This window comes from Streptomyces sp. NPDC107765 (assembly GCF_055657085.1).
On record NZ_JBVKBL010000016.1, the window covers coordinates 1 to 21,611 of the forward strand.

The following is a 21,611-nucleotide window of genomic DNA, read 5'->3' on the forward strand; positions in this document are numbered from 1 at the left end:
GTTGTGTGTTTGTGGCCCCTCGCGTGTTGGGGGGGGGGGACGGATGGGGGTGGGGGGGGGCGTCTTTTGCCCCCCGTCTTTGCTCCCCCCCCCGCGCCCGTGGCCGGCTTCTGCGGCCGGTTACGCTCCGGCCGGTGCCGGACCTACCCGGCGGGGACGGCTGAGCAGCGCCGCCCCGGCCAGGCCCGCACTGACGATCGCCAGGGCCACCGCCAGCATTTCGGGCCACATCCCGGTCTCGCCGAGACCGCCGCCCAGGGGCGTCAGCACGCCCGCCCGGGACAGCGCGTGCAGCGCGATGATGACCATGGCCGCCGCGGCACTGACCGTCCAGACCAGAGCGGTGTCCCGCATCGCCAGCCAGCCGGCCAGCAGCAGGTAGACCACGGCGATGGCCATCGACAGCCCGGCGGCCGCCTGGGCGCCCTGCATGTGCCCGGAGTGCACCGGCAGGTGGCCCAGCCCGCACAGCGCCAGCGCGGCCGCGGCCGGCCAGCGCAGCACGGACCGCAGCACACCGGGGAACGCGTAGCCCGGCTGCCGGGGCTCGTCGTGCCCGGCGTGCTGCTGGGCCCACGCCGGCTGCCCGCCCTGCTGCTGGTTGGCGGCGGGACGGGACCAGGGGGTGCGCTGCGGCGGCTGCTGGTGCGCCGCGGTGTCGTACCGTCCGCCCGCGCCGGCCGGCTGCCCGGTGGGACCGAGGGGGCGGACGTCCGGGTCGAGGAACGGCATGGCGGTGGTGGGCTCGGGCTCCCCCGGCCCGCCGCCCGGACCGCCCGGACCGCCGGGGCCCCCGGGACCGCCGGAACCCCCCGGGCCGGGGTCCGACGGGAAGTGCGGGGGCATGCCGTACGGGTCGGAGCCGTCCGCCTTCGTCCGGTCGAACAGCTCGATGAGCTGCGCGACCTCCTCGACGGACCGGCCGACGGCCGCCGCGCGCAGCGCGTCGTACCCGGCCTCCGCGGTGTGCGGGTCGGACCGGAGCAGGTCGAAGAGCTCCGCGACCTCGCTCACCGGACGGGAAACGACCGCCAGCCGGAGGGCTTCGTCGCCGGGATTGGGAACGTCGCCGCTCCGGCGGAGCAGTTCCACGAGGGCGGCGACTTCCTCCAAGGGCCGATGGGTGACTGCCTCCCACAGAATCGTGCGGGCCGAGTTCTTCTCAGGGGTGAGGGGCGGAATGTGCTCGCCGTGTTCTGTCGATGACAGTTCGGCGTCGCCCCCACAAAGAGCTGGTTCGGATGTCATGGAGGACTCCACTGAACGATGGGAGCGTCAAACACCAGGAGCGCTGACACTCGGCGGACGTTGTGCTGCTGTGCTTCAGCCAACGTCCCTCTTCGGCGCGGTCGCCATTCAGGAAGGCCATCCGGTGGAGACACGCCGGGACGCCCGGGCGCGCCGCGTCCGCGGGCGGAGCGGCGAAAGGACTCGGGGCGGCCGGCTTTCCCTCAGCCGGGGCGGCGGGATTTTCGAGGTGCCGTGGGCCGCCGGGCCTGATTCGCTGGTATCGGGCAGCTTCCCTACACAGTGCGAGGACAGACCATGGACGCAACCGGAGAATCCCGTGCACGCATTCAGCAGATGCGGGACAAGGCGAGGGAATTGCAGGAGAGCGCGGAGCGCACCAATGATCCGGAGGAGCGGAAGCGGCTCCAGGAGAAGGCCCGCCGGCTGCAGTCGCAGAGCGAGCAGGAAAGCATGATGCGGGGCGGTGACATCTACCCCTCGGAGTGAGCGGGACGACAACGACGGGACGGGACGTGGCCGGCGGGCCGCGTCCCGTCCGCGTTCCCCGGCAGGGCCGCGGGGGCCGTCACACGGTGAACGGCTGCTGTTCCAGGAAGGCCGGGTCGGGATTTCCGGTCGTGTAGAGGTTGGGGCTCTGGGTGGGCGGCATACCGCGCTGGATGTCGCGGTGGAACGTGCGGTAGCCGCCGCGGAAGGCGCCGCCGTTCCAGACGTCCAGGAGGGTCCCGGTGAATTTCCCGTTGGTGTCGCCGTCGGAGGCCAGCTGGTTGTCCTGGCAGGCGGCGAGGAGCAGGGCGTCGGCGGCCGCGTCGCGGCTCTTGCGGGCGCCGAGTTCCCGCTGGATCTCCTGGAAGAATTCCTGGTCGCGCCGGTAGATCTCGTACTGCCGGTCGGGCGGCATCAGCCGGGCGGCGTGGGCGGAGTCACCCTGGTCCGGCATTTCGACGGCGGTGCCGCTGTGGCAGCAGTCGAGGACGACGAGGAGGCGGACGCCGCGGGCGAACCGGCCGAATTCCCGGTGCAGCTCGTCGTCGAGGAATTCCCGGTCGTACAGCACCAGCGTCTCGTCGAATCGGTCCGCCTCGTCGTCGCCGCCGGTGGTGTTGGGGACCTGGCCGCCGTGCCCGGAGTAGGTGAGCAGCAGGATGTCGCCGCTCTTGAGCGTCTTGGCGGCCTTGCGCAGTTCGGCGGTGACGCGCTCGACGGTGCCGTCGGGGGTGAGCAGGGTCGTCGGGGCGAAGCCGGCGCCGCGGGCCAGCGCGGCCATGTCGTGGGCGTCGTTCTCGCAGGCGACGAGCCGGCCGTCCCAGCCGCCGTACCGGGCGGGATCGACCTGGTTGAGTCCGACGTGGAGGGAGAGGCCGGTGGGCATCGCGGGCTCCTTGGCAGCGGCGGGGGTCGGGGCAACGCCTGGATGCGTTCCGTGGCCCGCCGGCCGGTGAACTCGCCGGCCCGCCCAACCGCCTGAACGGTCCCCTGCACGCACGCCGGCGGCCGGTGCGGGCCGGTGCGGGCGGCTGTTGGAGTGGCTTCGCCGGGGACGCCGGTCGGCGGGCCGTACCACCGGGAAGCGGTTGCCATATGACCACATCCGATGCGTCCCGGGCCGGCCGTGCCACGACCGGCCCGGCGCCCGGGGACGCCCTGGCGGACCGCGCGGGCTACGACGAGCACTTCCTCGGCGTGCCCGTCCCGCTGCCGGTGCCGGCCGTCCCCGGGACGCGGACCGTGGTCCTGCCGTACACCCACTTCACGGTGCTGCTGCGCCCGGACCGGCGGCTGGCGGCGGCCACCGGCGCCTGCGTCGACGGCCGGCTGCTGCGGCAGCACGTACCGCGGGAGGGCCACTGGCGGTTCGACCCCAGGCTGCCCGAGGACCTGCAGGCCGGCGACGCGGTCTACCGGGACAACTCCCTGGACAAGGGCCCTCTGGTGCGCCGCCCCGACCCGGTCTGGGGCGAGGCGGCGGAGGCCGGCCGGGCCGATGCGGACACCTTCCACTACACCAACGCCGCCCCGCAGGCCGACGTGGTCAACCAGGCCAAACAGCTCTGGGACGGGCTGACGGACCACCTGCTCGGCCACGCCGCCCCCCACGACCGCAGACTGGCCGTGCTCACCGGGCCGGTGCTGCACGACTCCGACCCGCCCTACCGGGGCATCCAGGTGCCGCTGCGCTTCTGGAAGGTGGCCGCGTTCCTCCAGGACGGTGCGCTCGCGGCCACCGCGTACGTCCTGGACCAGAGCCCGGACCTGATCCGGGACGCCGACCGGGCGCTGGCCGGCGCGGTGCCGGGCGCACCGCCGCCGCTGGGCGCCTACCGCACCTTCCAGGTACCGGTGTCGGACGTCGCCGAGCTGACCTCACTGGACCTGGGCCCGCTGCCGGCCGCCGACCTGATGCCGGTGCGGCGCGCCCCGGAGGAACGCTGGAAACGACTCGCGTCGCACGACGACATCGTGCTGCGGCGCGACTGAACGGCGAGGGGACCCACCATGCGACCGAGCGTCGTCTACATCCACGGCAACGGCAACAAGGTCCGCTCGGACCTGCTCAAGTCCCAATGGGACGTCGCGGATGGCCTACTGGGCGCCGGTGCGCTACCCCGCGCCGCTGCCCGACCACCGGCCGGACCCGCTGGACGGCGGCCCGGAGCCGGCCAAGGGCTCCCCGGCCGGCCCGGAGGAGCGGGCCGCGGCCGCCGTCCCGCCCGCCGACGCGTTCGTGGCGCGGACCCTCGACGAGGCCCGGCAGGAGGCCGGCGGCACGGCCCTGGAGCGGCGGGCGGGCCCCGACGAGGACGCCCTGGCCGACTGGCTGCGGGACATGACCTACCTCGCGGACACCCTCGCGCACACCGAGGCCGCCCCGGAGCCCGCGCCGGCCGACGCACTCCCGCTGGAGGTCGTGCCGCTGCCCCGGCCCGGCCGCACCGCGCTGTTCCGGGCCCTGGTGCAGCACGCGTTCAAGGACGTGTACGCCTACTTCTTCGGCGGGGCGGGACCGGCGATGCGCGCCGTGATGCAGGAGGCACTGGACGGCCTGGACGGCGGCCCGCTGGTCGTGGTCGGACACAGCCTGGGCACGGTCATCGCCTACGAGGTGCTGCGGGAGCGCAAGCGCGACGTCGCGCTGCTGGTCACCGTCGGCTCACCGCTGGCGATCACCGAGATCCAGGACCGGCTGGCCCGCCCGCCGGCCGTACCGGACGGTGTGGCGGCCTGGCGCAACGCCTCCGACCTGCGGGACCTGGTGGCGCTGGACCACACCCTGCGCCCCGAGTACGCACCCGAGGACCGGGTCACCGATGTGCTGGTCACCAACGACAGCCGCAACCACCACGGCATCGACGCGTACCTGTCGCAGCACCCGGTGCGCGAACCGGTGCTGCGGATCTTCGGCGACGGTCCGGGGTAGGCCGGGCATGCCGCTGACCGAAACCGAGTGGGACCTCGTCACCACCTGGGTGCAGAACCATCTGGTCGACACCACCGAGCCGCACGACCGGCTCGCCGAGTACGGCTTCCCCGAGGACTTCGTCGCCGCGCTGCCGCTGACCCACATCAGCTCGGACAACGCCCGGACCCTCGTGCACCGCTCGCGCACGGACATCGAGCGGCAGCTGCGGCTGGTGGAGGCGCTCACCGCGGTCGACGAACTGGCCGTGCTGCCCGACATCGTGAAGGTCCGGGAGTTCCGGGACCGGCTGCGGGAGGACTGCCGCGCCCACGCCGCGCAGGACACCTTCCGCACCTGCGTGCTGAAGAACGGCACCGAGGCCTTCATCGACCGGCAGGGCCTGCGGGAGACGCTGCGCCGGTTCATCGCCGACCCCGACAAGTGCATCCTGCTGGTCGACGGCGAGCCGGACAGCGGCCGCTCGTACACCTACACCTTCCTGCGCCACATCGGTCAGCACAGCGGCTTCCGTCCCGTCCGGGTCACCCTGTCGCGGACCTCCACCGCGGCCAAGGTCGTCCGGCGGCTGGCCGACTTCGTCGCCGAACCGGGCACCGGCCCCGCCCCGATCGACCCCACCGGCCTCAACGACCCGCTGCCGTCCGTCGACGAGGCCGCGCACTGGGTCGCCGGCCGCGCCACCGCCGCCGAGGAGCGGCTGTGGCTGGTGCTCGACGAGTGCGACCGGCTCGACCCCAGCTCCGACGTGTGGGACTTCATCGGACAGCTCGCCACGGCCGTCTACGAGCACTCCGCGGTCCACGGCGACCAGGCGCCCCGGCTGGTGCTGCTCGGCTACGGGCGTGCCATGCGCCAGCTCCCGTACGACCTGCGCGGCAGTGTGTCCTGGGACACCGCGCGGGTCGTCGAACCGGGCGATCTGCGGTCCTTCTTCCACCAGGTCTTCCACGAATCGCCGCCGGAGGTGCTGGCGGCCGGCGGGCCGCCCGGGTCGGCCATCGACGAACTCGTCGAGGTCGCCGTGGAAGAGGTGCTCTACGCCGCGGAATCCGGCGGCGGGGCCGGCGAGAGCTACATGCGCCGGGTCAGTACAGCGGTGGAGGGAGCGGTCCGTGTCTATCGGTCCCTCTGAGCGTGGGGCCCCGTCGGGCCTGCGGGAGGTCTTCGCGGCCCGGCTGCGCGAGGCGCTGCACACCGGCGGGGAGCGCCGCGGCGGCGTCTCCCCCACCCGCCGCGCCTACCGGGAGGCGGCCTGCCTGCTGGCCCGTTTCGACCCGCGCGAGCTGCGGCTGCCCGACGAGAAGCACGCCACCGGCCGGGCGGTCCTGGAACTCGTCGACGACTGCACGACCCTGGGCATGCGGGACCAGGCCGGCTGGGCGCTGAAGGCCGAGGTCCGGGAGGAGGCGCTCGGCGGGCTGGCCGGGCCCGAGGCGGCCCGGCGCCTGCTCGCCGCCAACATCGGCCAGCTGCCGGACGGGCCCGGGCCGGAACGGTTCGCGCTGGCCCAGCTGTTCGGCACGCCGCTGGCGATCGACCGGCTGACCGCCGGTGAACTGGCCGACGCGCTGCAGGCGGTGCTGTGGCTGTCCCGGGTGCCGGGCATGACCGGCCTGCCGGACACCGGCCGGCTGCAGCGCGCCCTGGAGCGGGCCCGGCTGCTGGAGCCGCTGGAACGCCTGGTCCGCCGCCCGTTCCAGGGCCGGTCCGCCGAACTCGCCGAGCTGCGCGCCTACCTCGCGCTGCCCGCCGGCGCCGCACCGCCCGGGCCGCCGGCGGCCGGCCCCGGCGGCGGTCCCCCGCCGGTCCCCGCGATGGTCATCCACGGGCCCGGCGGCATGGGCAAGAGCACCCTGCTCGCCAAGTTCCTGCTCGACAGCGTCCACGACCCGGCCGGCGGCATCCCGTTCGCCTACATCGACTTCGAGCGGCCCACCCTCTCCGTCCACGAGCCGATCACGCTGATCGCCGAGGCGGCCCGGCAGCTCGGCATCCAGTACCCGGCCCACCGCGCCGAGCTGGACGCGCTGGCGGAGGAGTGCCAGCAGGTCGCCCGCAGCCAGCGCGAGGGGCAGGAGCGGGTGACCCAGCTGCAGGAACTCGCCGCCACCCGGGCGGTCCTCGGGCGCAGCTACTCGCAGCAGTTCCAGTCGGCGGCCACCGGCCGGGAGACCGGGCTGGTCCGGCGGGTCGGCGAGGTCCTGACGCGGGCGGTCGCGGAGCAGAAGTCCCGCCCGGACGAGCCGGACCCGCCGTTCGTGATGGCCGTCGACACCTTCGAGGAGGCGCAGTACCGCGGCTCACCGGCCCTGGGCCGGATGGTGGCGGTCTACAGGGCGTTCCAGAGCGCCTATCCGCGGCTGCGGTTCGTGGTCTCCGGGCGCGCACCGGTCGCGCACCCGGCGAAACGGGTGGAGTCGTTCGACATCGAACTCGGCGAACTCGACCCGGAGGCGGCGGTGGGCGTGCTCGCGTCCTGCGGCGTGAACGACCCCGAGGTGGCCCGGGAGCTGGCCGCCCGGGTCGGCGGGCATCCGCTCAGCCTGAAGCTGGCGGCGCGGGCCGCGACCCTCGCGGGCCTGGCGGGCGAACCGACCGGTGAGCTGATCCGCAGCCTGCCCGAACGCCGGCGGGAGGTCTTCCGCCGGGTCGACCAACTGCTGGTGCAGGGCATCCTCTACGACCGGATCCTCAGCCACATCGCCGACGAGGACGTCCGCCGGCTCGCCCACCCCGGCCTGGTGCTGCGGGTCATCACCCCGGAGATCATCCGGGACGTGCTCGCCGGGCCGTGCGGCCTCGACGTACCGGGCCCGGACCGGGCCCGGGAGCTGTTCGACGAGCTGAGCCGGCTGGACATGGTCGAGCCGGCCGCTCCCGACGCGGTGCGCTACCGCGGCGACGTCCGGGCCATCATGCTGCGGCTGCCCGGCGGCGACCGCACCGCGGTGATGCGGGAGGTCGAGCGGCGCGCGGTGGCGTACTACGCGGCCCGCGACGGACTGGAGGCCCGCGCCGAGGAGATCTACCACCGGCTGCGGCTGGACGAGAACCCGCGCTCGGTCGAGAAGCGCTGGCTGCCGGGCGTCGAACGGTTCCTCGCCGGGGCCGGGCAGGAGATGTCGCCGCGGGCCGCGGGGCTGCTCACCGCCCGGCTCGGCGGCGGTGCGCCCGACCACGTGGCGGCCGGCGCGGACCAGGAGGACTGGGAGCGGATCGCCGCCCAGGAGGTCGAGGACCTGCTGGCGCAGGGCTTCGCGGCGGCGGCCCTGGAGCGGGTCGGCCGGCGCCGCCCCTGGACGCCGTGCAGTCCGCTGCACGCCCTGTACGCCGAGGCGCTCAGCCGTGTCGGGCGGCGCGGCGAGGCCCGGCGGGCGGTCGCGGACGCCCTGGTCCCGCTCGGGCGCGCGGAGTGCGGGGAGCGCCGGCTGGAGCTGCTGCTGCTCTCCGCGCGGCTCGCGCAGGAGGACGGCGATCCGGTGCACGCCGACCGCGCTCTGCGGGCCGCGGAGGACGTCGCGGTGGGCCTCGGGCAGGACCTGGAGGCGATGGGCGCCCTGCTGGCCCGGGCCCGGCTGACCGCCGACGAGGGGCGCGCGGAGCCGGCCACCGGCCGGCAACTCGCCGAGCGGCTGCGGAAGTTGCCCGACGACGTGCTGTCCGAGCGACCGGTGCTGGTGCGCGCGGTCGCCTCGCAGATCTACGCCCAGGCCCCCGGTGCGCTGGAACACGCGGTGGAGGTGGTGGGGCTGCCGTCCGACGACGAGACGCTGGACGCGCTGGGCGCGGCGATGCGCCGGGCGACCCGCAGGCAGCCGGCACTGCTGGGCAAGGTGATGGAGATCCTGGACGAGGCCGCCGGGCCGTCCCGCCCGGAACCCGGGGCCGCACCGACCAGCATCGCCGGGATCCTGCGGCTGGCCCGGGACCGCGGCACCCTCGACGCGCTGGCCCGGCGCCTGCTGGCCGTACCGGACCGGAGCGGGGAGATCGTCGCCGGGGTGGCCGCGGCGATGGGAGTGGGCAGCGGCGCACGGACCACCACCGGCGCGCACGTCCGCGCCGCCCCGGCCCCCGAGGAACGACGCGCGCGCGAAAGGCGGGACGACCGGTGAACGGCTACCTCTCGCCGGACGAGATCCGGGCGGTGCTCGACGCCGCGGTGGAGACCGGGCTCGCCGACCCGTCGGTGCGGCCGCTGCTGATGGACGGGATCATGCCGCGCTACCGCGGCACGCTGCCGCTGCACCCCGCGCCGGGCCGCCAGGTGCACTCCGACCTCAGCCAGATGAACCGGGTGGAGCGGCTGGTCGACGGCTCGGTGCCGCTGGAGATCTGGCTGCGCAACGCCGTCGCCGAGACCACCGAGGCCGAGCCGCTCACCGTCTTCCAGCGGGCCCTGGACGACGTGGCGCGCCAGGCGGGCGGCGAGCCGGACGTCCTGGCCTCGATGCCCGCACCCGGGGAGATCAAGGAGGAGATCGTCCACCGGGACGACACCGTGCCGATCGGGTTCCTGCGCGGCGGGGAGCTGGCCGGCGGGGCGGTGGCGCGCCTCAAGGTCCCGCCGTACCAAGGGGGTTCGCCGATGCAGCCGAACGGCTTCCCGCACTCCGGGACCGGCTGGCTGATCGCCCCCGACCTGCTCGTCACCAATCACCATGTGGTCAACGCCCGGGCCGGGACCGGCGCGGGACGGCCGGTGGCCGACCCGGAGGACCTGCACCTGCAGGCCCGGCACACCCGTGCCCGGTTCGACTACGACACCGACGACATCGAGACCGAGGAGGCCGCGGTCGCCGAACTCGTCGCGGCGGACGCGGCGTTGGACTACGCGCTGCTGCGGCTGGCCGAGGCGCCGGCCCGGCCGGTGCTGCGACTGGCGGAACGGCCGCTGACGGTCGGCCGGGGCGACTACGTGGCGGTCAACATCATCCAGCACCCCGGCGGCCTGCCGAAGCGGGTCGCGCTGCGCAACAACCTCGTCTACGAGGCGGACGAGAACGACGTGCGCTACTTCACCGACACCCGCGGCGGGTCCTCGGGCTCGCCGGTCCTCACGGACGACTGGAAGGTGGTGGCGCTCCACCGGGGCACCCGGCGCGTGGAGAACGTGCTGTTCCAGGGCCGGACCACGGCATTCGTCAACGTAGGCACCCAGATGCGCAGCGTGCTGCGCCATCTGGAAACCACCAGTCCCGGCATCCATGCCGAGATCCAGGCGGCACAAGCGGCGCCGTAGCGCGAGGCGGCGGCGCCATCGAGGAGGGCGAGATGCCAAGGCGGAACAGATCACCGGTCGCGGCCGGCCCGGAGCAGGTCTTCTCGGATCTGCACGAGGTCGCGGCACGGGTACGGGACGGGCTGTCGTCCGAGATCCCGGAATCCCTGGAGGAACTGCCGGCGGAGCAGCAACCGGCCGGCCAGATCGCGCAGTTCGCGCAGGCGGAGCGGGCCCGGGTGCTGACCGCGGGCGCGATCGGCCTGGAGAAGCTCGCCGAGGGGCGCACGGACGAGATCAGCGACGACGAGTCCTTCGGCATGGAGGCGATCGTCCTGCTGGAGGGCCGGCCGGCGATCCTCGTCCAGAACCACGACTTCGCGGCCCAGCAGGGCGACTGGGCGGTGCTCGACGGGCACCGGGCGGCGATCCGGGAGTCGTTCGCACGGGTCGGCCGGGTCGAACTGTCCGGCCACATCAGCCTGGACTGGCTGGGGACCGCGTTCCTGGTCGGCCCGGACACCGTCCTGACGAATCGTCATGTGGCGCTGGAGTTCGCCCGCGGCGACGGCCGCGGCTGGACCTTCCAGCAGGGCATCAGCGCCAATGTCGACACCGGCGAGGAGTACGTCGACCCGCTGCTCGGGGGCGGCGGCCCGGCACCCGGCGCGGCGAGCCCCTCGTTCGACGTCGTCGAGGTGGTGGGCGTCCACGAGGACGTCGACCTGGCCCTGCTGCGGGTCGCCCCGCCGCCCGGCGGCAGCGCGCTGCCCCCTCCCCTGGCGGTGGCCGCGGACGCCCCGGCCGATCTGCCCGGCCGCCCGGTGTACTGCGTGGGCTACCCGGCGTACGACGGCCGGCGCAACGAACCCGAGTCGATGCGCCGGATCTTCATGGACATCTACAACGTCAAACGGCTGCAGCCCGGCACCACCACGGGGCTGGTGCCGGACCGGAACGTCATCCAGCACGACTGCTCGACGCTGGGCGGCAACAGCGGCTCCCCCGTCATCGACCTCACCGACCACCGGGTGCTCGGCCTGCACTTCGGCGGCCGCTACGGCCTCGGCAACTACGCCGTGCCGCTGTGGCAGCTGGTCGAGGACCCGCTGCTGGCCCGGGCGGAGATCAACTTCGTCTGAAGTCCGCCCGGGCCGCGCCCCGACCGCCGGTCAGCCGCCGTTCTTGACGAACTCGGTGGTGTAGGTCTTCTTCAGGTCGACCGAGGCGTTCTTGAGGTTCGGGTTGAAGGACTTCAGCACCCGCTGCACGGTCGCCGGGCCGTCGGCCGGCATCACGCCGTCCTTGGTGAACATCGGCAGGGTGTCCTTGATCGCCTGCGCATAGAGCTCCTTGCCGCCCTGCGCGTAGTCGGCCGGCATCTTGGCGGCGATCTGCTCGGGCGTGTGCGTGGACATCCACTTCAGGGTCTTCACGAAGGCCTTGGCGAGCTTGCGCACGGTGTCCTTGTGGCTGTTCACCCAGTCGGTGTTCATGTAGAGGCTGGACGACGGGTACGGGCCGCCGAGCGCCTCCTTCGACCCCTCCGGCGTGCGCATGTCGATGAGCACCTTGCCCAGGTTCTTGTCGAGGACCTGCGCGACGGTCGGGTCGGTGGTCATCCCGCCGTCGATCGAACCCTGCTTCATCGCCGAGAGGAAGGTCTGCCCGGCGCCGACCGCCACCGGGGTGAACTCGTTGGTCTGCACCCCGTTCTTCACCGCGAGGTACTTGGTCAGGAAGTCGGTGGACGAGCCGAGCCCGGTGACGCCGAGCTTCTTGCCCTTGAAGTCCTTGGCCGAGGTGAGGCCCCCGGCCGCCTTGGTGGAGACCACCTCCACCTCGCCGGGGGCGTGCGCGAACTGCACCACCGACTCCACCTGCTTGCCCTTCACCTGCAGGTCGAGGGTGTGGTCGTAGAAGCCGACGACGCCCTGGACGTCACCGGAGAGGAGCGAGGTGGTGGCCTGCACACCGGCCGGTTCGGTGAGCAGCGTGACGTGCACCCCCTCGTCCTCGAAGTAACCCAGCTGCTGGGTGAGTCTGGCCGGCAGGTAGATGACCTTGTCGAGACCACCCACCATGATCTTGATCTTGCCGTTGTCGCCGGCCGCGGCGTCCTTCGATCCGTTGTCACCACAGGCCGTGAGCGTGGTGAGGGCGAGCAGGGCGGAGGCCGCCGCGGCGGTCAGCTTGACGGACGTACGCATGATCAAATCCTTGAATTCATCAGTGGGTGGACGGAAGAAGGAGCACGGCGGTCAGCGGGCGTCCGAGGCGTCGGCCGGCCTCCAGCGGAACAGCCGCTTCTCCAGGAACGCCAGCAGGCCCTCGGCGACCAGAGCGACCACGGCGAGGATCACCATGGCGGCATACACACCGGCCGCGTTGAACGTGCCCTGGGACGCCGAGACCAGCAGGCCGAGGCCCTTGGTCGCGCCGATGTACTCGCCGACGATCGCGCCGATCAGCGCGAAACCGAAGCTGACGTGCAGGCTCGTGAAGATCCACGAGGTGGCCGACGGGATCACCACCTGCAAGGTCACCTGACGGTTGCTCGCCCCCAGGATCCGGGAGTTGGCCACCAGATTGCGGTCCACCTCCCGCGCGCCCTGGAACGCGTTGAAGAACACCGGGAAGAACACCAGGACCACGGCGGACGCCACCTTGGACGCCGGGCCCAGACCGAACCAGATCAGGAAGATCGGCGCCAGCACGATCCGCGGCAGCGCATTGAGCACCTTGATGTACGGGCCGAGCACATCGGCCAGGAAACGCACCCGGCCCAGCGCGATGCCCAGCACCACCCCGGTGAGCACACCGATCACCCAGCCGAGCAGCGCCTCATAGAGCGTGTACCAGATCTGCTCCCACAACGGGCCCTGCGGGGTGCCGTTCAGCGCCCACTGGCTCATCTGGTCCCAGATCCTCGACGGCATCGAGAAGTTGAACGGATCGATGACCGCGGCCCGGGCCAGCCCCTCCCACAACCCGAGCAGACCGACGAGCAGCAGCACCCGGGTGCCGTACACCAGCAGCCGGCGCCGGCGCGCGGCCCGCGCCCGCTCCCGCGAACGGTCCGCACGGGCACCGGACTTGACCACCGCGACGGGCGCGGAGACGGTCTCAGGCGGCATCGGCGGCACCCCTCTCGCGGGTGATGCGGACCTCTTCGCCGAGCGAGGACCAGATCTCCCGGTAGATCTCGATGAACCGCGGCTCCAGCCGCACCGACTCGACCCGCCGGGGCCGCGGCAGATCGATCTCGAAGACCTCCTTGACGGTCGCCGGCCCGGCCGTCATCACCACCACCTTGTCGGCGAGCGCGATCGACTCCTCCAGGTCGTGCGTGACGAACACGACGGAGGCACCGGTGCCCGACCACAGCTCCAGCAGCTCGTCCGACATCAGCGCCCGGGTCTGCACATCGAGCGCCGAGAACGGCTCGTCCATCAGCAGGATCCCCGGATCGTTGACGAACGTCGCGGCCAGCGCGACCCGCTTGCGCTGGCCACCGGAGAGCTGATGCGGATAGCGGTCCTCGAAGGCCGCCAGCCCGACCCGGGCCAGCCACTCCCGCGCCCGCTCCCTCGCCTCCGCCTTCGGCACGCCGCGGAAACGCGGCCCGGCCATCACGTTCGACAGCACGGTGCGCCAGGGGAAGACCGCGTCCTGCTGGAACACGAAACCGACCGTGTCGCCGATACCGCGGACCGGCTCCCCCGCCACCAGCACCTCGCCCCGGGTGGGCTCCTCCAGCCCGCTGATCAGGGTGAGCGTGGTGGACTTCCCGCATCCCGTGGGGCCGACCACGGCGACGAACTCACCGCGCCCGACGACCAGATCCAGATCCCGGACGGCGGTGTGCAGACCGCCCGACGGCGTCCGGAACGTCTTGCTGGTGCCCCGTAGTTCGATGGCGGGGCTCAGGTGGCTGTTCATGGCCCGGGACGCTAGGTGTGATCCGGCACACCGACACGCTTGTGGCCACAACCCGCCTTTCTGCGCGCAAACCCTGTTGTGCTCGTTTTGCTCACGCTAGAACAACAACAACATCACCAGGGGGTGCGCGGATGCTCACGCACGGCATACCGTTGCGGTCATCACCCCGTAAAGAGAATGTGTCGGTTCCGCGCGCACGCGGCAGGGGCCCGAGGACGAGGAGAGCATGCGGATCCACTGGCCCCGGCGCGTCTTCGCCCAGGTGCTGACCGCCCAACTCACCCTCACCACCGGCGTGCTGGTGCTCGCCACCAGCCTGTTCCTCGCCCCGCTCAGCTCCGAACTCGACGACCAGGCGATGCGCCGGGCCCAGTCCATCGCCCAGACCACCGCCACCGACCCCGACCTCCCCCGCGAAATCACCACCACCCCGCCCGACCGGCACGGACCGGTCCAGACCGCCGCGGAACGGATCCGCCGGGCGACCGGCGCCCTGTACGTCGTCGTCATGGACACCCACGGAGTGCGCTGGTCGCACACCAACCCCGCCGAAATAGGCCGGCACGTCTCCACCGACCCCAGCCGCACCCTCGCCGGACGCGAGGTGCGCCAGATCGACACCGGCACCCTCGGACGCTCGGCCCGCGCCAAGGTCCCGCTGCGCGACCCCCGCGGCCGCATCGTCGGCGCCGTCTCCGTCGGCATCGCCTACGACAGCGTCCACAGCCGCCTGATCGGCACCCTCCCCGGCGTCCTGCGCTACGCGGCCGCCGCGCTCGCCGTCGGCGTCCTGGCCACGGTCGCCCTCGCCCGCCGGCTCCGCCGCCGTACGCACGGCGTCGCGTTCACCGACATCTCCGCACTGCTCGACGAACGCGAGGCGATGCTGCACGGCATCCGCGAGGGCGTGGTCGCCTTCGACCGGCACGGCAGGATCCGGCTGGTCAACGACGAGGCCGGACGACTCCTCGGCCTCGACGCCGGGGCCGCCGGACGGCCCCTGGAGGAGGTGCTGCCGCCGGGCCGGACCACGGAAGTGCTCGCCGGACGGGTGGCGGGCACGGACCTGCTGGCCGTCTGCGGCGGCCGGGTACTGCTCGCCAACCGCGTACCCACCCGGGACGGCGGAGCCGTGGTCACCCTCCGGGACCGCACCGAACTCGAACTCCTCGGCCGCGAACTCGACGGCACCCAGGGCCTGTTGGACGCCCTCCGCGCCCAGGACCACGAACACGCCAACCAGCTGCACACGGTACGCGGCCTGCTCGAACTCGGCCGGTACGACAAGGCCGTCGAATTCGTCACCGAAGTGGCCAGCGCCCACCGGGCCTCCGCGGAACAGATCGCCGAGCGGGTGCACGACCCGCTGCTGTCCGCACTGCTCGTCGGCAAGGCCGCCATCGCCGCCGAACGCGGGGTCTCCCTGCGGATCTCCGACGCCACCCTGCTGCCGCACGCCGTGGTCGACCCGCGCGACCTGGTGACCGTCCTCGGCAACCTGATCGACAACGCACTCGACGCCACCGCCGAACGCCACCGCCAACAGCCGTTCGTCGAGGTCGAGTTGCGCGCCGAGCACCGCACCGTCGTCCTGCGGGTCTCCGACACCGGCCCCGGAGTGCCGCCCGCCCTGCGCGAGCAGATCTTCGCCGAGGGATGGTCCACCAAGACACCCCGCCCACCGGCCACCGGACGCCCGGCCGGGACCCCGGTCACCTTCCACCGCGGCCGCGGCATCGGCCTGGCACTGGTGCGCCGGCTCGCCGAACGCTACGGCGGCATGGCCCGCGTCACCGCCCGCGCCGGCGGCGGCGCGGTGTTCACCGTCGTCCTGCCCGAAGCACTCCAGGAAGAACGCCCCACCACGTCACCCACCACGCCGATCGGAGAGCCACGATGACCGCCGGAGCGTCCCGATGACCATCGGACATCACCACGACCGCCGGCGCGCCCCGATGGGTGAACGTCGGCGCGTCACGATGGATGACCGTCCGAGGTCACGAGGACCGGCGGAGCGTCACGATGATTGACGGACGGAGCGGCGCGATGAATGACCGGCGGAGCGTCACGATGACTGACCGCGGAGCGTCACGATGACCGGAGACCCCCGATGATCGACGTCCTCGTCGTGGACGACGACTTCCACGTCGCCGAGATCAACGCCGCCTACGTCTCCCAGGTACCCGGCTTCCGGGTCACCGGCTGCGCGCACACCGCCGCCCAGGCACTCGCCGCCCTGGAACGCACCCACGCCGACCTGGTGCTGCTCGACCACTACCTGCCGGACGAGAACGGGCTCTCGCTGCTCCGGCGGCTGCGGCAACTCGGCCACCGCACCGACGTGATCATGGTGACCGCGGCCCGCGACGTGACGACCATCCAGGACGCGATGCGGTCCGGCGCGCTGCAGTACCTCGTCAAACCGTTCGGCTTCTCCGGACTGCGCGCCAAGCTCGACGGCTATGTCGCGCTGCGCCGCACCGTCGAGGGGGTGAGCGGCCGCGGCGAGGCCGGCCAGGAACAGGTCGACCGGATATTCGGCGCCTTCCGGACCGCCGACTCCCCGCACACCGAACTCCCCAAGGGCCACTCCGCTGCCACCGTCGGACTGATCCGCCGGGTCCTGGACGCGGCCCGGGTACCGCTGTCCGCCCACGAGGTCGCCACCCGCGCCGGCGTCAGCCGCTCCACCGCCCAGCGCTATCTCAAACACCTGGAACGCAGCGGCCACATCATCCTGACCCTCAAATACGGCGACACCGGCCGCCCGGAACACCGCTACCGCTGGGCGGCAGCGGGCTGACCCGAGTCCACGGCGACACCGCCCGCCCACTGCTCACCGGTCGCCCATCTCCCACCGGCCAGCCGCCCGGAACACCGCCCCCGCCGGGCGGCGCGGGCCGGCCCGAGACCACGTCCCGTGGGCCACCCAGTCCCACCGGCCGTCCACCCCAGGCGGCTACGGCTTCGCTTCCCGGCCCGGATCGCCTTCCTGGGCATTTCTTCCGTCCGGGCCCATCCGTCCGGGCCCGGGGGATGAGGCGCACCCCCTGGCCTCCCGATCACGGAGACCTCGACGAACGGCAGGGAAGACGCCACCCCCGCCCGCCCTGCTCGACGCAGCGCAACCGACCGCCGACCGGGATCTGGCGGGCCCGCTTCCCCGCCGAGGCCCACCGCGTACTGGCCGACCTCGTACGCGCCGGCGAGCCCCTCGGCCGGGACGACCCCGCCTGCGCCGGACGAGGCGGCCGACCTCATCGCCCGGGTCCCGCGAGCCGCACGGCACGGCGACGGGGCACTACGCGCCGCCTGCCTCCGCCGCCGGCTGATCGGGCTGGGGTACTGGCTGCGCTACACCCAGGCGACCAACCGCCAGCACGCCGATCTGGTGAAGATCGCGGTGGCCGCCGAGGCTCACGGCATCGGCATCGGCATCGGCATCGGCATCGGCAGGTCGCTGACCAGTGCTTTGGTCGCCGATGCCCGCGAGGCGAAGATCGACGTGCCCGCGAGGTGAAGATCGAGGTCCGCACCCTCGACGCGCGCGCCGACAACACCCGCGCACTCCGCCCCTGCCACTCCCTCGGCTTCCGCGAAGACGGCCGCCTGCCCGCCTTCGTCGCCATGGGCGGCCGCCGCTACGACAAGGTCTTCTCCATGCTGGACCTCCGCACGGAAGACCCCACCCCCCACCCTCCGCATTCCACCGCGCCTTGACATCTCCTCCCCCCAGGTCTCAGGATCCCTCCGTGACGTCCAACCTGTCAGACAGCCAGACAGCCTCAGCCACTACTGGTGCTTCCGGTACGTACGGGACCTCCGGCGGCGGTGCGCTCCGTCGCGTCAGCGCGATGGAAGCGGTCCTGCACCACCTGCGCGGCGCCATCGAACGGGGCGAATACGCGGTCGGCGACAAGCTGCCCTCGGAGGCGGAGCTCTGCCGCCGCCTGGAGGTGAGCCGCCCCGTACTCCGCGAGGCCCTGCGCGCCCTGCAGACCATGGGCCTCACCGTCTCGCGCACCGGCAAGGGCACCTTCGTCGTCTCCGACGGCGCGGTGGCCGACCCCACCTTCGGCGACTACGCGGCGAGCGACCTCCTGGAGGTCCGCCGCCATGTGGAGATCCCGGTCGCCGGGTACGCGGCGCAGCGCCGCACCCCGGAGGACCTCGACCACCTCACCCACCTGCTGGAACGGATGGAACGGGAGACCGACACCACCGCCTGGGTGGCCATGGACACCCTCTTCCACCTGGCGGTCGCCCAGGCCGCCCGCAACCCGGTCTTCCGCCGCGTCATCGAGGAGATCCGCGACGCCCTGGCCCGCCAGTCGGCGTTCCTCAACGAGCTCGGCGGCCGCCGCGAGCAGTCCAACCGCGAACACCGCGCCATCGTCGAGGCCCTCATCGACAACTCCGCCCCCGACGCCGAAGAAGCCATGGCCCACCACCTCACCCGCGTGGAAACCACCCTCACCCAAATCGTCGCCGCCGCCCCCAGCCCCTCCCCCGCCCCCGGCGCGGCCCCCACCCCGAAACCCGAGCCCCAGCCGTGACCGAGCACCCCCTCCACGAGCCGTCCCCCACCAACAACCCCTCAAAGGAACCCCAACTGCCCGCCACCCCCTCCCCCGTGAGCTCCTCACCCATCAGCTCCTCATCCATCAGCGAACCCTCACCCGAACCGTCACCCACCGCCGACATGGCGCCGACGATGACGGCAATGAGGTCGATGACGGCAATGACGTCGATGGGGACGATGGGGGCCAACGCGGCATCGAACCCGCCCAAGGCGGCAAACCCGCCCGAAATCCGCGAACCCGCCCACGCCCCTCTCGCCCATGTGGTGCGCGGCGGCATCATCGAGGGCGTCCACCACGGCTCGGTCGTGGTGCTGGCGGCCGATGGGAGCGTGCAGTTCCAGGCCGGCGACATCGAGGCCGCCTTCTACCCGCGCTCGGCCCTCAAGCCGCTCCAGGCCGTCGGCCTGCTCCGCGCGGGCCTGCCGCCGCTGGACGACGAAGCGCTGGCCCTCGCCGCCGCCAGCCACTCCGGCGACGAACGCCACCTGGCCACCGCCCGTCGCATGCTCGCCAGTGCCGGCCTGACCGACGACGCCCTGCGCAACGTCCCGGACCTGCCGTACGGCCCCGCCGAACGCGACGAGTGGATCCGCCGCGGCCTGGGCCCGACCCGCCTCACCCAGAACTGCTCGGGCAAGCACGCCGCAATGCTGCTGACGACCCTGGCCCGGGGCTGGCAACGGGACACCTACCTCGACCCGGACCACCCGCTGCAGCGGGAGATCGCCGCGACGGTCGAGGACCTCACCGGCCAGCGCATCGCCCGCGTCACCGTCGACGGCTGCGGCGCCCCGCTCTTCGCGGTCTCCCTGCACGGCCTAACCCGGGCCGCCGCCCGGCTCGGGACGGCAGCCCCCGACACCCACGAGGGCCGGGTCGCGCACGCCATGCGTACCCACCCCGAGATGATCTCCGGTGCCGACCGGGACACCGCGCGGCTGGTGCGTGCGATCCCCGGGCTGCTCGCCAAGGACGGCTTCGAGGGCGTTCAGATCGCGGCACTACCGGACGGGCGGGCGGTCGGCGTGAAGATAGCCGACGGCGCCGACCGCGCCCGGATGCCCGTGACCGCGGCTGCCCTGGCGCGCTGCGGTGTTGACCCGGACGTCCTCGCCGACTTCGCCGCCACACCGGTCATCGGGGGCGGCGCACCGGTCGGGGCGCTGCGGGCGGCGGGGGCCCTGTCCATGCCCGCTTCCGGACCCGGTCCCGCTTCCGCTGCTCCGGCTGCTCCGGTTCCTGCTTCCGGTTCCTCCTCCAACTCCGTTTCCTAGAGCTCGCCCCCTGTCCCTTTGCCGCCCGCTTCCTGCCTCCTGACGCCTCCTGACGCCTCCTCATACCCCGGCAACGATTACGGAGCGTGATTCGTTCCCGACTCGGTCACTCTGTGTGATGAATCTGTCGGGTCCTTCATGGCTGTCGGGGTCCTCCATGGCTGAGGCCTCAGGCGTTGCACCTCGGGCCCTGCGCCTTAGGCCCTGCTCCTTGGGGCTCGCGCCTCGGGCCTTGGGCCCATCTCTTCCCTCATCGCTCTTCTCTCACTTCCCCGAAGGACGTTTTTTCGTGACTGCTGCTACTGATCACCGTTGGGAACACGATCTGTTGGGGGATCGGGAGATACCCGTCGATGCCTACTGGGGCGTGCATACGTTGCGGGCCGTGGAGAACTTTCCGATCAGTGGGATGGCGATCTCTGCCTATCCGCATCTGATCAATGCGCTGGCCGCCGTCAAGGAGGCTGCGGCCCGGGCCAACCAGGATCTGGGGCTGCTCGACCGGGAGCGGGCGGAGGCGATTGTTGCTGCCTGTCGCGAGATTCGGGTGGAGGGGCGGCTGCATGAGCAGTTCGTGGTTGATGTGATTCAGGGGGGTGCTGGGACCTCGACGAACATGAATGCCAATGAGGTGATCGCCAATCGGGCGTTGGAGATCCTCGGGCATACGAAGGGCGACTACGCCCGGCTGCACCCGAACGAGCACGTCAACCTGGGGCAGTCGACGAATGACGTGTACCCGACCGCGGTCAAGGTCGCCACGATCATGGCGGTGCGGGAGCTGGTCGACGCGATGGGTGTGTTGCGGGCGAGCTTTGCCGCCAAGGCGGAGGAGTTCCGCGAGGTGCTGAAGATGGGGCGGACGCAGCTCCAGGATGCGGTGCCGATGACGCTGGGGCAGGAGTTCTCCGCGTACGCGGTGATGCTGGAGGAGGACCAGAGCCGGCTGGCGGAGGCCGTACTGCTCATCCACGAGATCAATCTCGGTGCGACGGCCATCGGCACGGGCCTCAATGCGCCTCGGGGGTACGCCGAGGCGGCTCGCGGGCATCTTGCCGCCATCACCGGGCTGCCGCTGGTGACCGCGGCCAATCTCGTCGAGGCGACGCAGGACTGCGGAGCGTTCGTCCATCTCTCCGGCGTGCTGAAGCGGATCGCCGTCAAGCTCTCCAAGAGCTGCAACGACCTGCGGCTGTTGTCGTCCGGGCCGCGGGCGGGCCTGGCGGAGATCAACCTCCCGCCGGTACAGGCCGGTTCGAGCATCATGCCGGGCAAGGTCAACCCGGTGATCCCGGAGGTCGTCAACCAGGTCGCCTTCGAGGTGATCGGGAACGACGTCACCATCACGATGGCCGCCGAGGCGGGACAGCTCCAGCTCAACGCCTTCGAGCCGATCATCCTGCACTCGCTCTCCGAAAGCATCACCCACCTCGGGGCCGCCTGCCGCACGCTCGCCGAGCGCTGCGTGGACGGCATCACCGCGAACACCGAAACGCTCCGGGCGAGCGTGGAGAACTCGATCGGGCTGGTCACCGCACTCAACCCGCACATCGGGTACACAGCGGCGACCGCGATCGCCCAGGAAGCCCTCGCCACCGGGCGTGGAGTAGCCGAACTCGTGCTGGAGCAGGGCCTGTTGCCCGCCGAGCGGCTCGCCGCCCTGCTGCGGCCGGAGGAAGTGGCGGGCACGGGGCGGCTGTGAGGCGACGCCCATGTCGACGGTGAGGCGACGCCGACGGCGACCAGCCAGGCGGCCAGCCTGACCTGGCCCCACCTGGCCTGGCCCGACCTGGCCGGCCCGGCGTTGTCGGCGACACCCGTACAGCCCGTACGGGTCACCCTCCCGGGCCGCAGCCACATCACGCGCTCGGCCACGTCAGCGCTCGGCCGCATCACGGGCCGGCCCGCCCGGCACCCGG

The 21,611-nt window shown here is 72.6% G+C and carries 19 protein-coding genes; 14 read left to right on the forward strand and 5 right to left on the reverse strand.

What is annotated here, in order from left to right; all coding sequences use genetic code 11:
* Positions 1-120: 120 nt before the first annotated feature.
* A complete protein-coding gene (locus ACZ7MX_RS31360; protein ID WP_472136949.1) occupies positions 121-1,248 on the reverse strand; it encodes a hypothetical protein in 1,128 nt (375 codons plus the stop codon).
* Positions 1,249-1,545: 297 nt separating this feature from the next.
* Between ACZ7MX_RS31360 and ACZ7MX_RS31365 the strand changes: the two genes are divergently transcribed.
* Positions 1,546-1,737, forward strand: coding sequence for a DUF6381 family protein (locus ACZ7MX_RS31365; RefSeq protein ID WP_472136951.1), 192 nt, complete (start codon positions 1,546-1,548; stop codon positions 1,735-1,737).
* Between the two features lie 79 nt (positions 1,738-1,816).
* On the opposite strand, the gene ACZ7MX_RS31370 is transcribed toward ACZ7MX_RS31365, so the two are convergent.
* Positions 1,817-2,623, reverse strand: coding sequence for a caspase family protein (locus ACZ7MX_RS31370; RefSeq protein WP_472136953.1), 807 nt, complete (start codon positions 2,621-2,623; stop codon positions 1,817-1,819).
* Positions 2,624-2,832: 209 nt separating this feature from the next.
* Here ACZ7MX_RS31370 and ACZ7MX_RS31375 point away from each other — a divergent pair, with 209 nt between their 5' ends.
* The 6 genes from ACZ7MX_RS31375 (at position 2,833) to ACZ7MX_RS31400 (ending at position 11,035) form a co-directional block, all read left to right on the forward strand.
* Positions 2,833-3,729 carry a DNA/RNA non-specific endonuclease gene (locus ACZ7MX_RS31375; RefSeq protein WP_472136954.1) on the forward strand — a complete coding sequence of 299 codons (897 nt, stop codon included), beginning with the start codon at positions 2,833-2,835 and terminating at the stop codon, positions 3,727-3,729.
* Between the two features lie 100 nt (positions 3,730-3,829).
* Positions 3,830-4,669, forward strand: coding sequence for an alpha/beta fold hydrolase (locus tag ACZ7MX_RS31380; RefSeq protein WP_472136956.1), 840 nt, complete (start codon positions 3,830-3,832; stop codon positions 4,667-4,669).
* A 7-nt stretch (positions 4,670-4,676) separates the two neighbouring features.
* Positions 4,677-5,804, forward strand: coding sequence for a hypothetical protein (locus ACZ7MX_RS31385; RefSeq protein WP_472136958.1), 1,128 nt, complete (start codon positions 4,677-4,679; stop codon positions 5,802-5,804).
* A complete protein-coding gene (locus ACZ7MX_RS31390; RefSeq protein ID WP_472136960.1) occupies positions 5,785-8,787 on the forward strand; it encodes an ATP-binding protein in 3,003 nt (1,000 codons plus the stop codon). Before ACZ7MX_RS31385 ends, ACZ7MX_RS31390 begins: the two co-directional genes overlap by 20 nt.
* The gene (locus tag ACZ7MX_RS31395) at positions 8,784-9,914 is read left to right on the forward strand and encodes a trypsin-like peptidase domain-containing protein (protein ID WP_472136962.1); all 1,131 of its coding nucleotides are present in this window, start codon (positions 8,784-8,786) and stop codon (positions 9,912-9,914) included. Before ACZ7MX_RS31390 ends, ACZ7MX_RS31395 begins: the two co-directional genes overlap by 4 nt.
* A gap of 32 nt (positions 9,915-9,946) precedes the next feature.
* A complete protein-coding gene (locus ACZ7MX_RS31400; RefSeq protein ID WP_472136964.1) occupies positions 9,947-11,035 on the forward strand; it encodes a trypsin-like serine peptidase in 1,089 nt (362 codons plus the stop codon).
* Between the two features lie 30 nt (positions 11,036-11,065).
* Here ACZ7MX_RS31400 and ACZ7MX_RS31405 read toward each other — a convergent pair whose 3' ends face one another.
* From ACZ7MX_RS31405 to ACZ7MX_RS31415, 3 genes are read right to left on the reverse strand one after another with little or no spacing between them, the layout of a single operon-like run.
* The gene (locus tag ACZ7MX_RS31405; protein WP_472136966.1) at positions 11,066-12,103 is read right to left on the reverse strand and encodes an ABC transporter substrate-binding protein; all 1,038 of its coding nucleotides are present in this window, start codon (positions 12,101-12,103) and stop codon (positions 11,066-11,068) included.
* A gap of 51 nt (positions 12,104-12,154) precedes the next feature.
* Positions 12,155-13,030, reverse strand: coding sequence for an ABC transporter permease (locus tag ACZ7MX_RS31410; RefSeq protein WP_472136968.1), 876 nt, complete (start codon positions 13,028-13,030; stop codon positions 12,155-12,157).
* On the reverse strand, positions 13,020-13,835 hold the full coding sequence (locus ACZ7MX_RS31415; protein WP_472136970.1) for an ABC transporter ATP-binding protein: 816 nt from the start codon (positions 13,833-13,835) through the stop codon (positions 13,020-13,022). The genes ACZ7MX_RS31410 and ACZ7MX_RS31415 overlap by 11 nt, the downstream gene beginning before the upstream one ends.
* A gap of 226 nt (positions 13,836-14,061) precedes the next feature.
* Between ACZ7MX_RS31415 and ACZ7MX_RS31420 the strand changes: the two genes are divergently transcribed.
* The 7 genes from ACZ7MX_RS31420 to aspA all read left to right on the forward strand — a co-directional run bounded on the left by ACZ7MX_RS31420 (position 14,062) and on the right by aspA (position 21,394).
* Positions 14,062-15,735, forward strand: a complete 1,674-nt coding sequence (locus ACZ7MX_RS31420; RefSeq protein WP_472136972.1) for a sensor histidine kinase — start codon at positions 14,062-14,064, stop codon at positions 15,733-15,735.
* Positions 15,736-15,945: 210 nt separating this feature from the next.
* Positions 15,946-16,638 (forward strand): response regulator, encoded by a 693-nt coding sequence (locus ACZ7MX_RS31425; RefSeq protein WP_472136974.1) that lies wholly within the window; start codon positions 15,946-15,948, stop codon positions 16,636-16,638.
* 588 nt (positions 16,639-17,226) lie between these two features.
* Positions 17,227-17,355 carry a hypothetical protein gene (locus tag ACZ7MX_RS31430; protein WP_472136976.1) on the forward strand — a complete coding sequence of 43 codons (129 nt, stop codon included), beginning with the start codon at positions 17,227-17,229 and terminating at the stop codon, positions 17,353-17,355.
* Positions 17,352-17,555 (forward strand): hypothetical protein, encoded by a 204-nt coding sequence (locus ACZ7MX_RS31435; RefSeq protein ID WP_472136978.1) that lies wholly within the window; start codon positions 17,352-17,354, stop codon positions 17,553-17,555. Before ACZ7MX_RS31430 ends, ACZ7MX_RS31435 begins: the two co-directional genes overlap by 4 nt.
* A 134-nt stretch (positions 17,556-17,689) precedes the next feature.
* Entirely contained in the window at positions 17,690-18,391 is a 702-nt protein-coding gene (locus ACZ7MX_RS31440; protein WP_472137239.1) for a FadR/GntR family transcriptional regulator, read from the forward strand.
* Between the two features lie 185 nt (positions 18,392-18,576).
* A complete protein-coding gene (locus ACZ7MX_RS31445) occupies positions 18,577-19,692 on the forward strand; it encodes an asparaginase (RefSeq protein WP_472137241.1) in 1,116 nt (371 codons plus the stop codon).
* Between the two features lie 289 nt (positions 19,693-19,981).
* Entirely contained in the window at positions 19,982-21,394 is a 1,413-nt protein-coding gene (aspA, locus tag ACZ7MX_RS31450) for an aspartate ammonia-lyase (RefSeq protein WP_472137243.1), read from the forward strand.
* Positions 21,395-21,611: the final 217 nt, after the last annotated feature.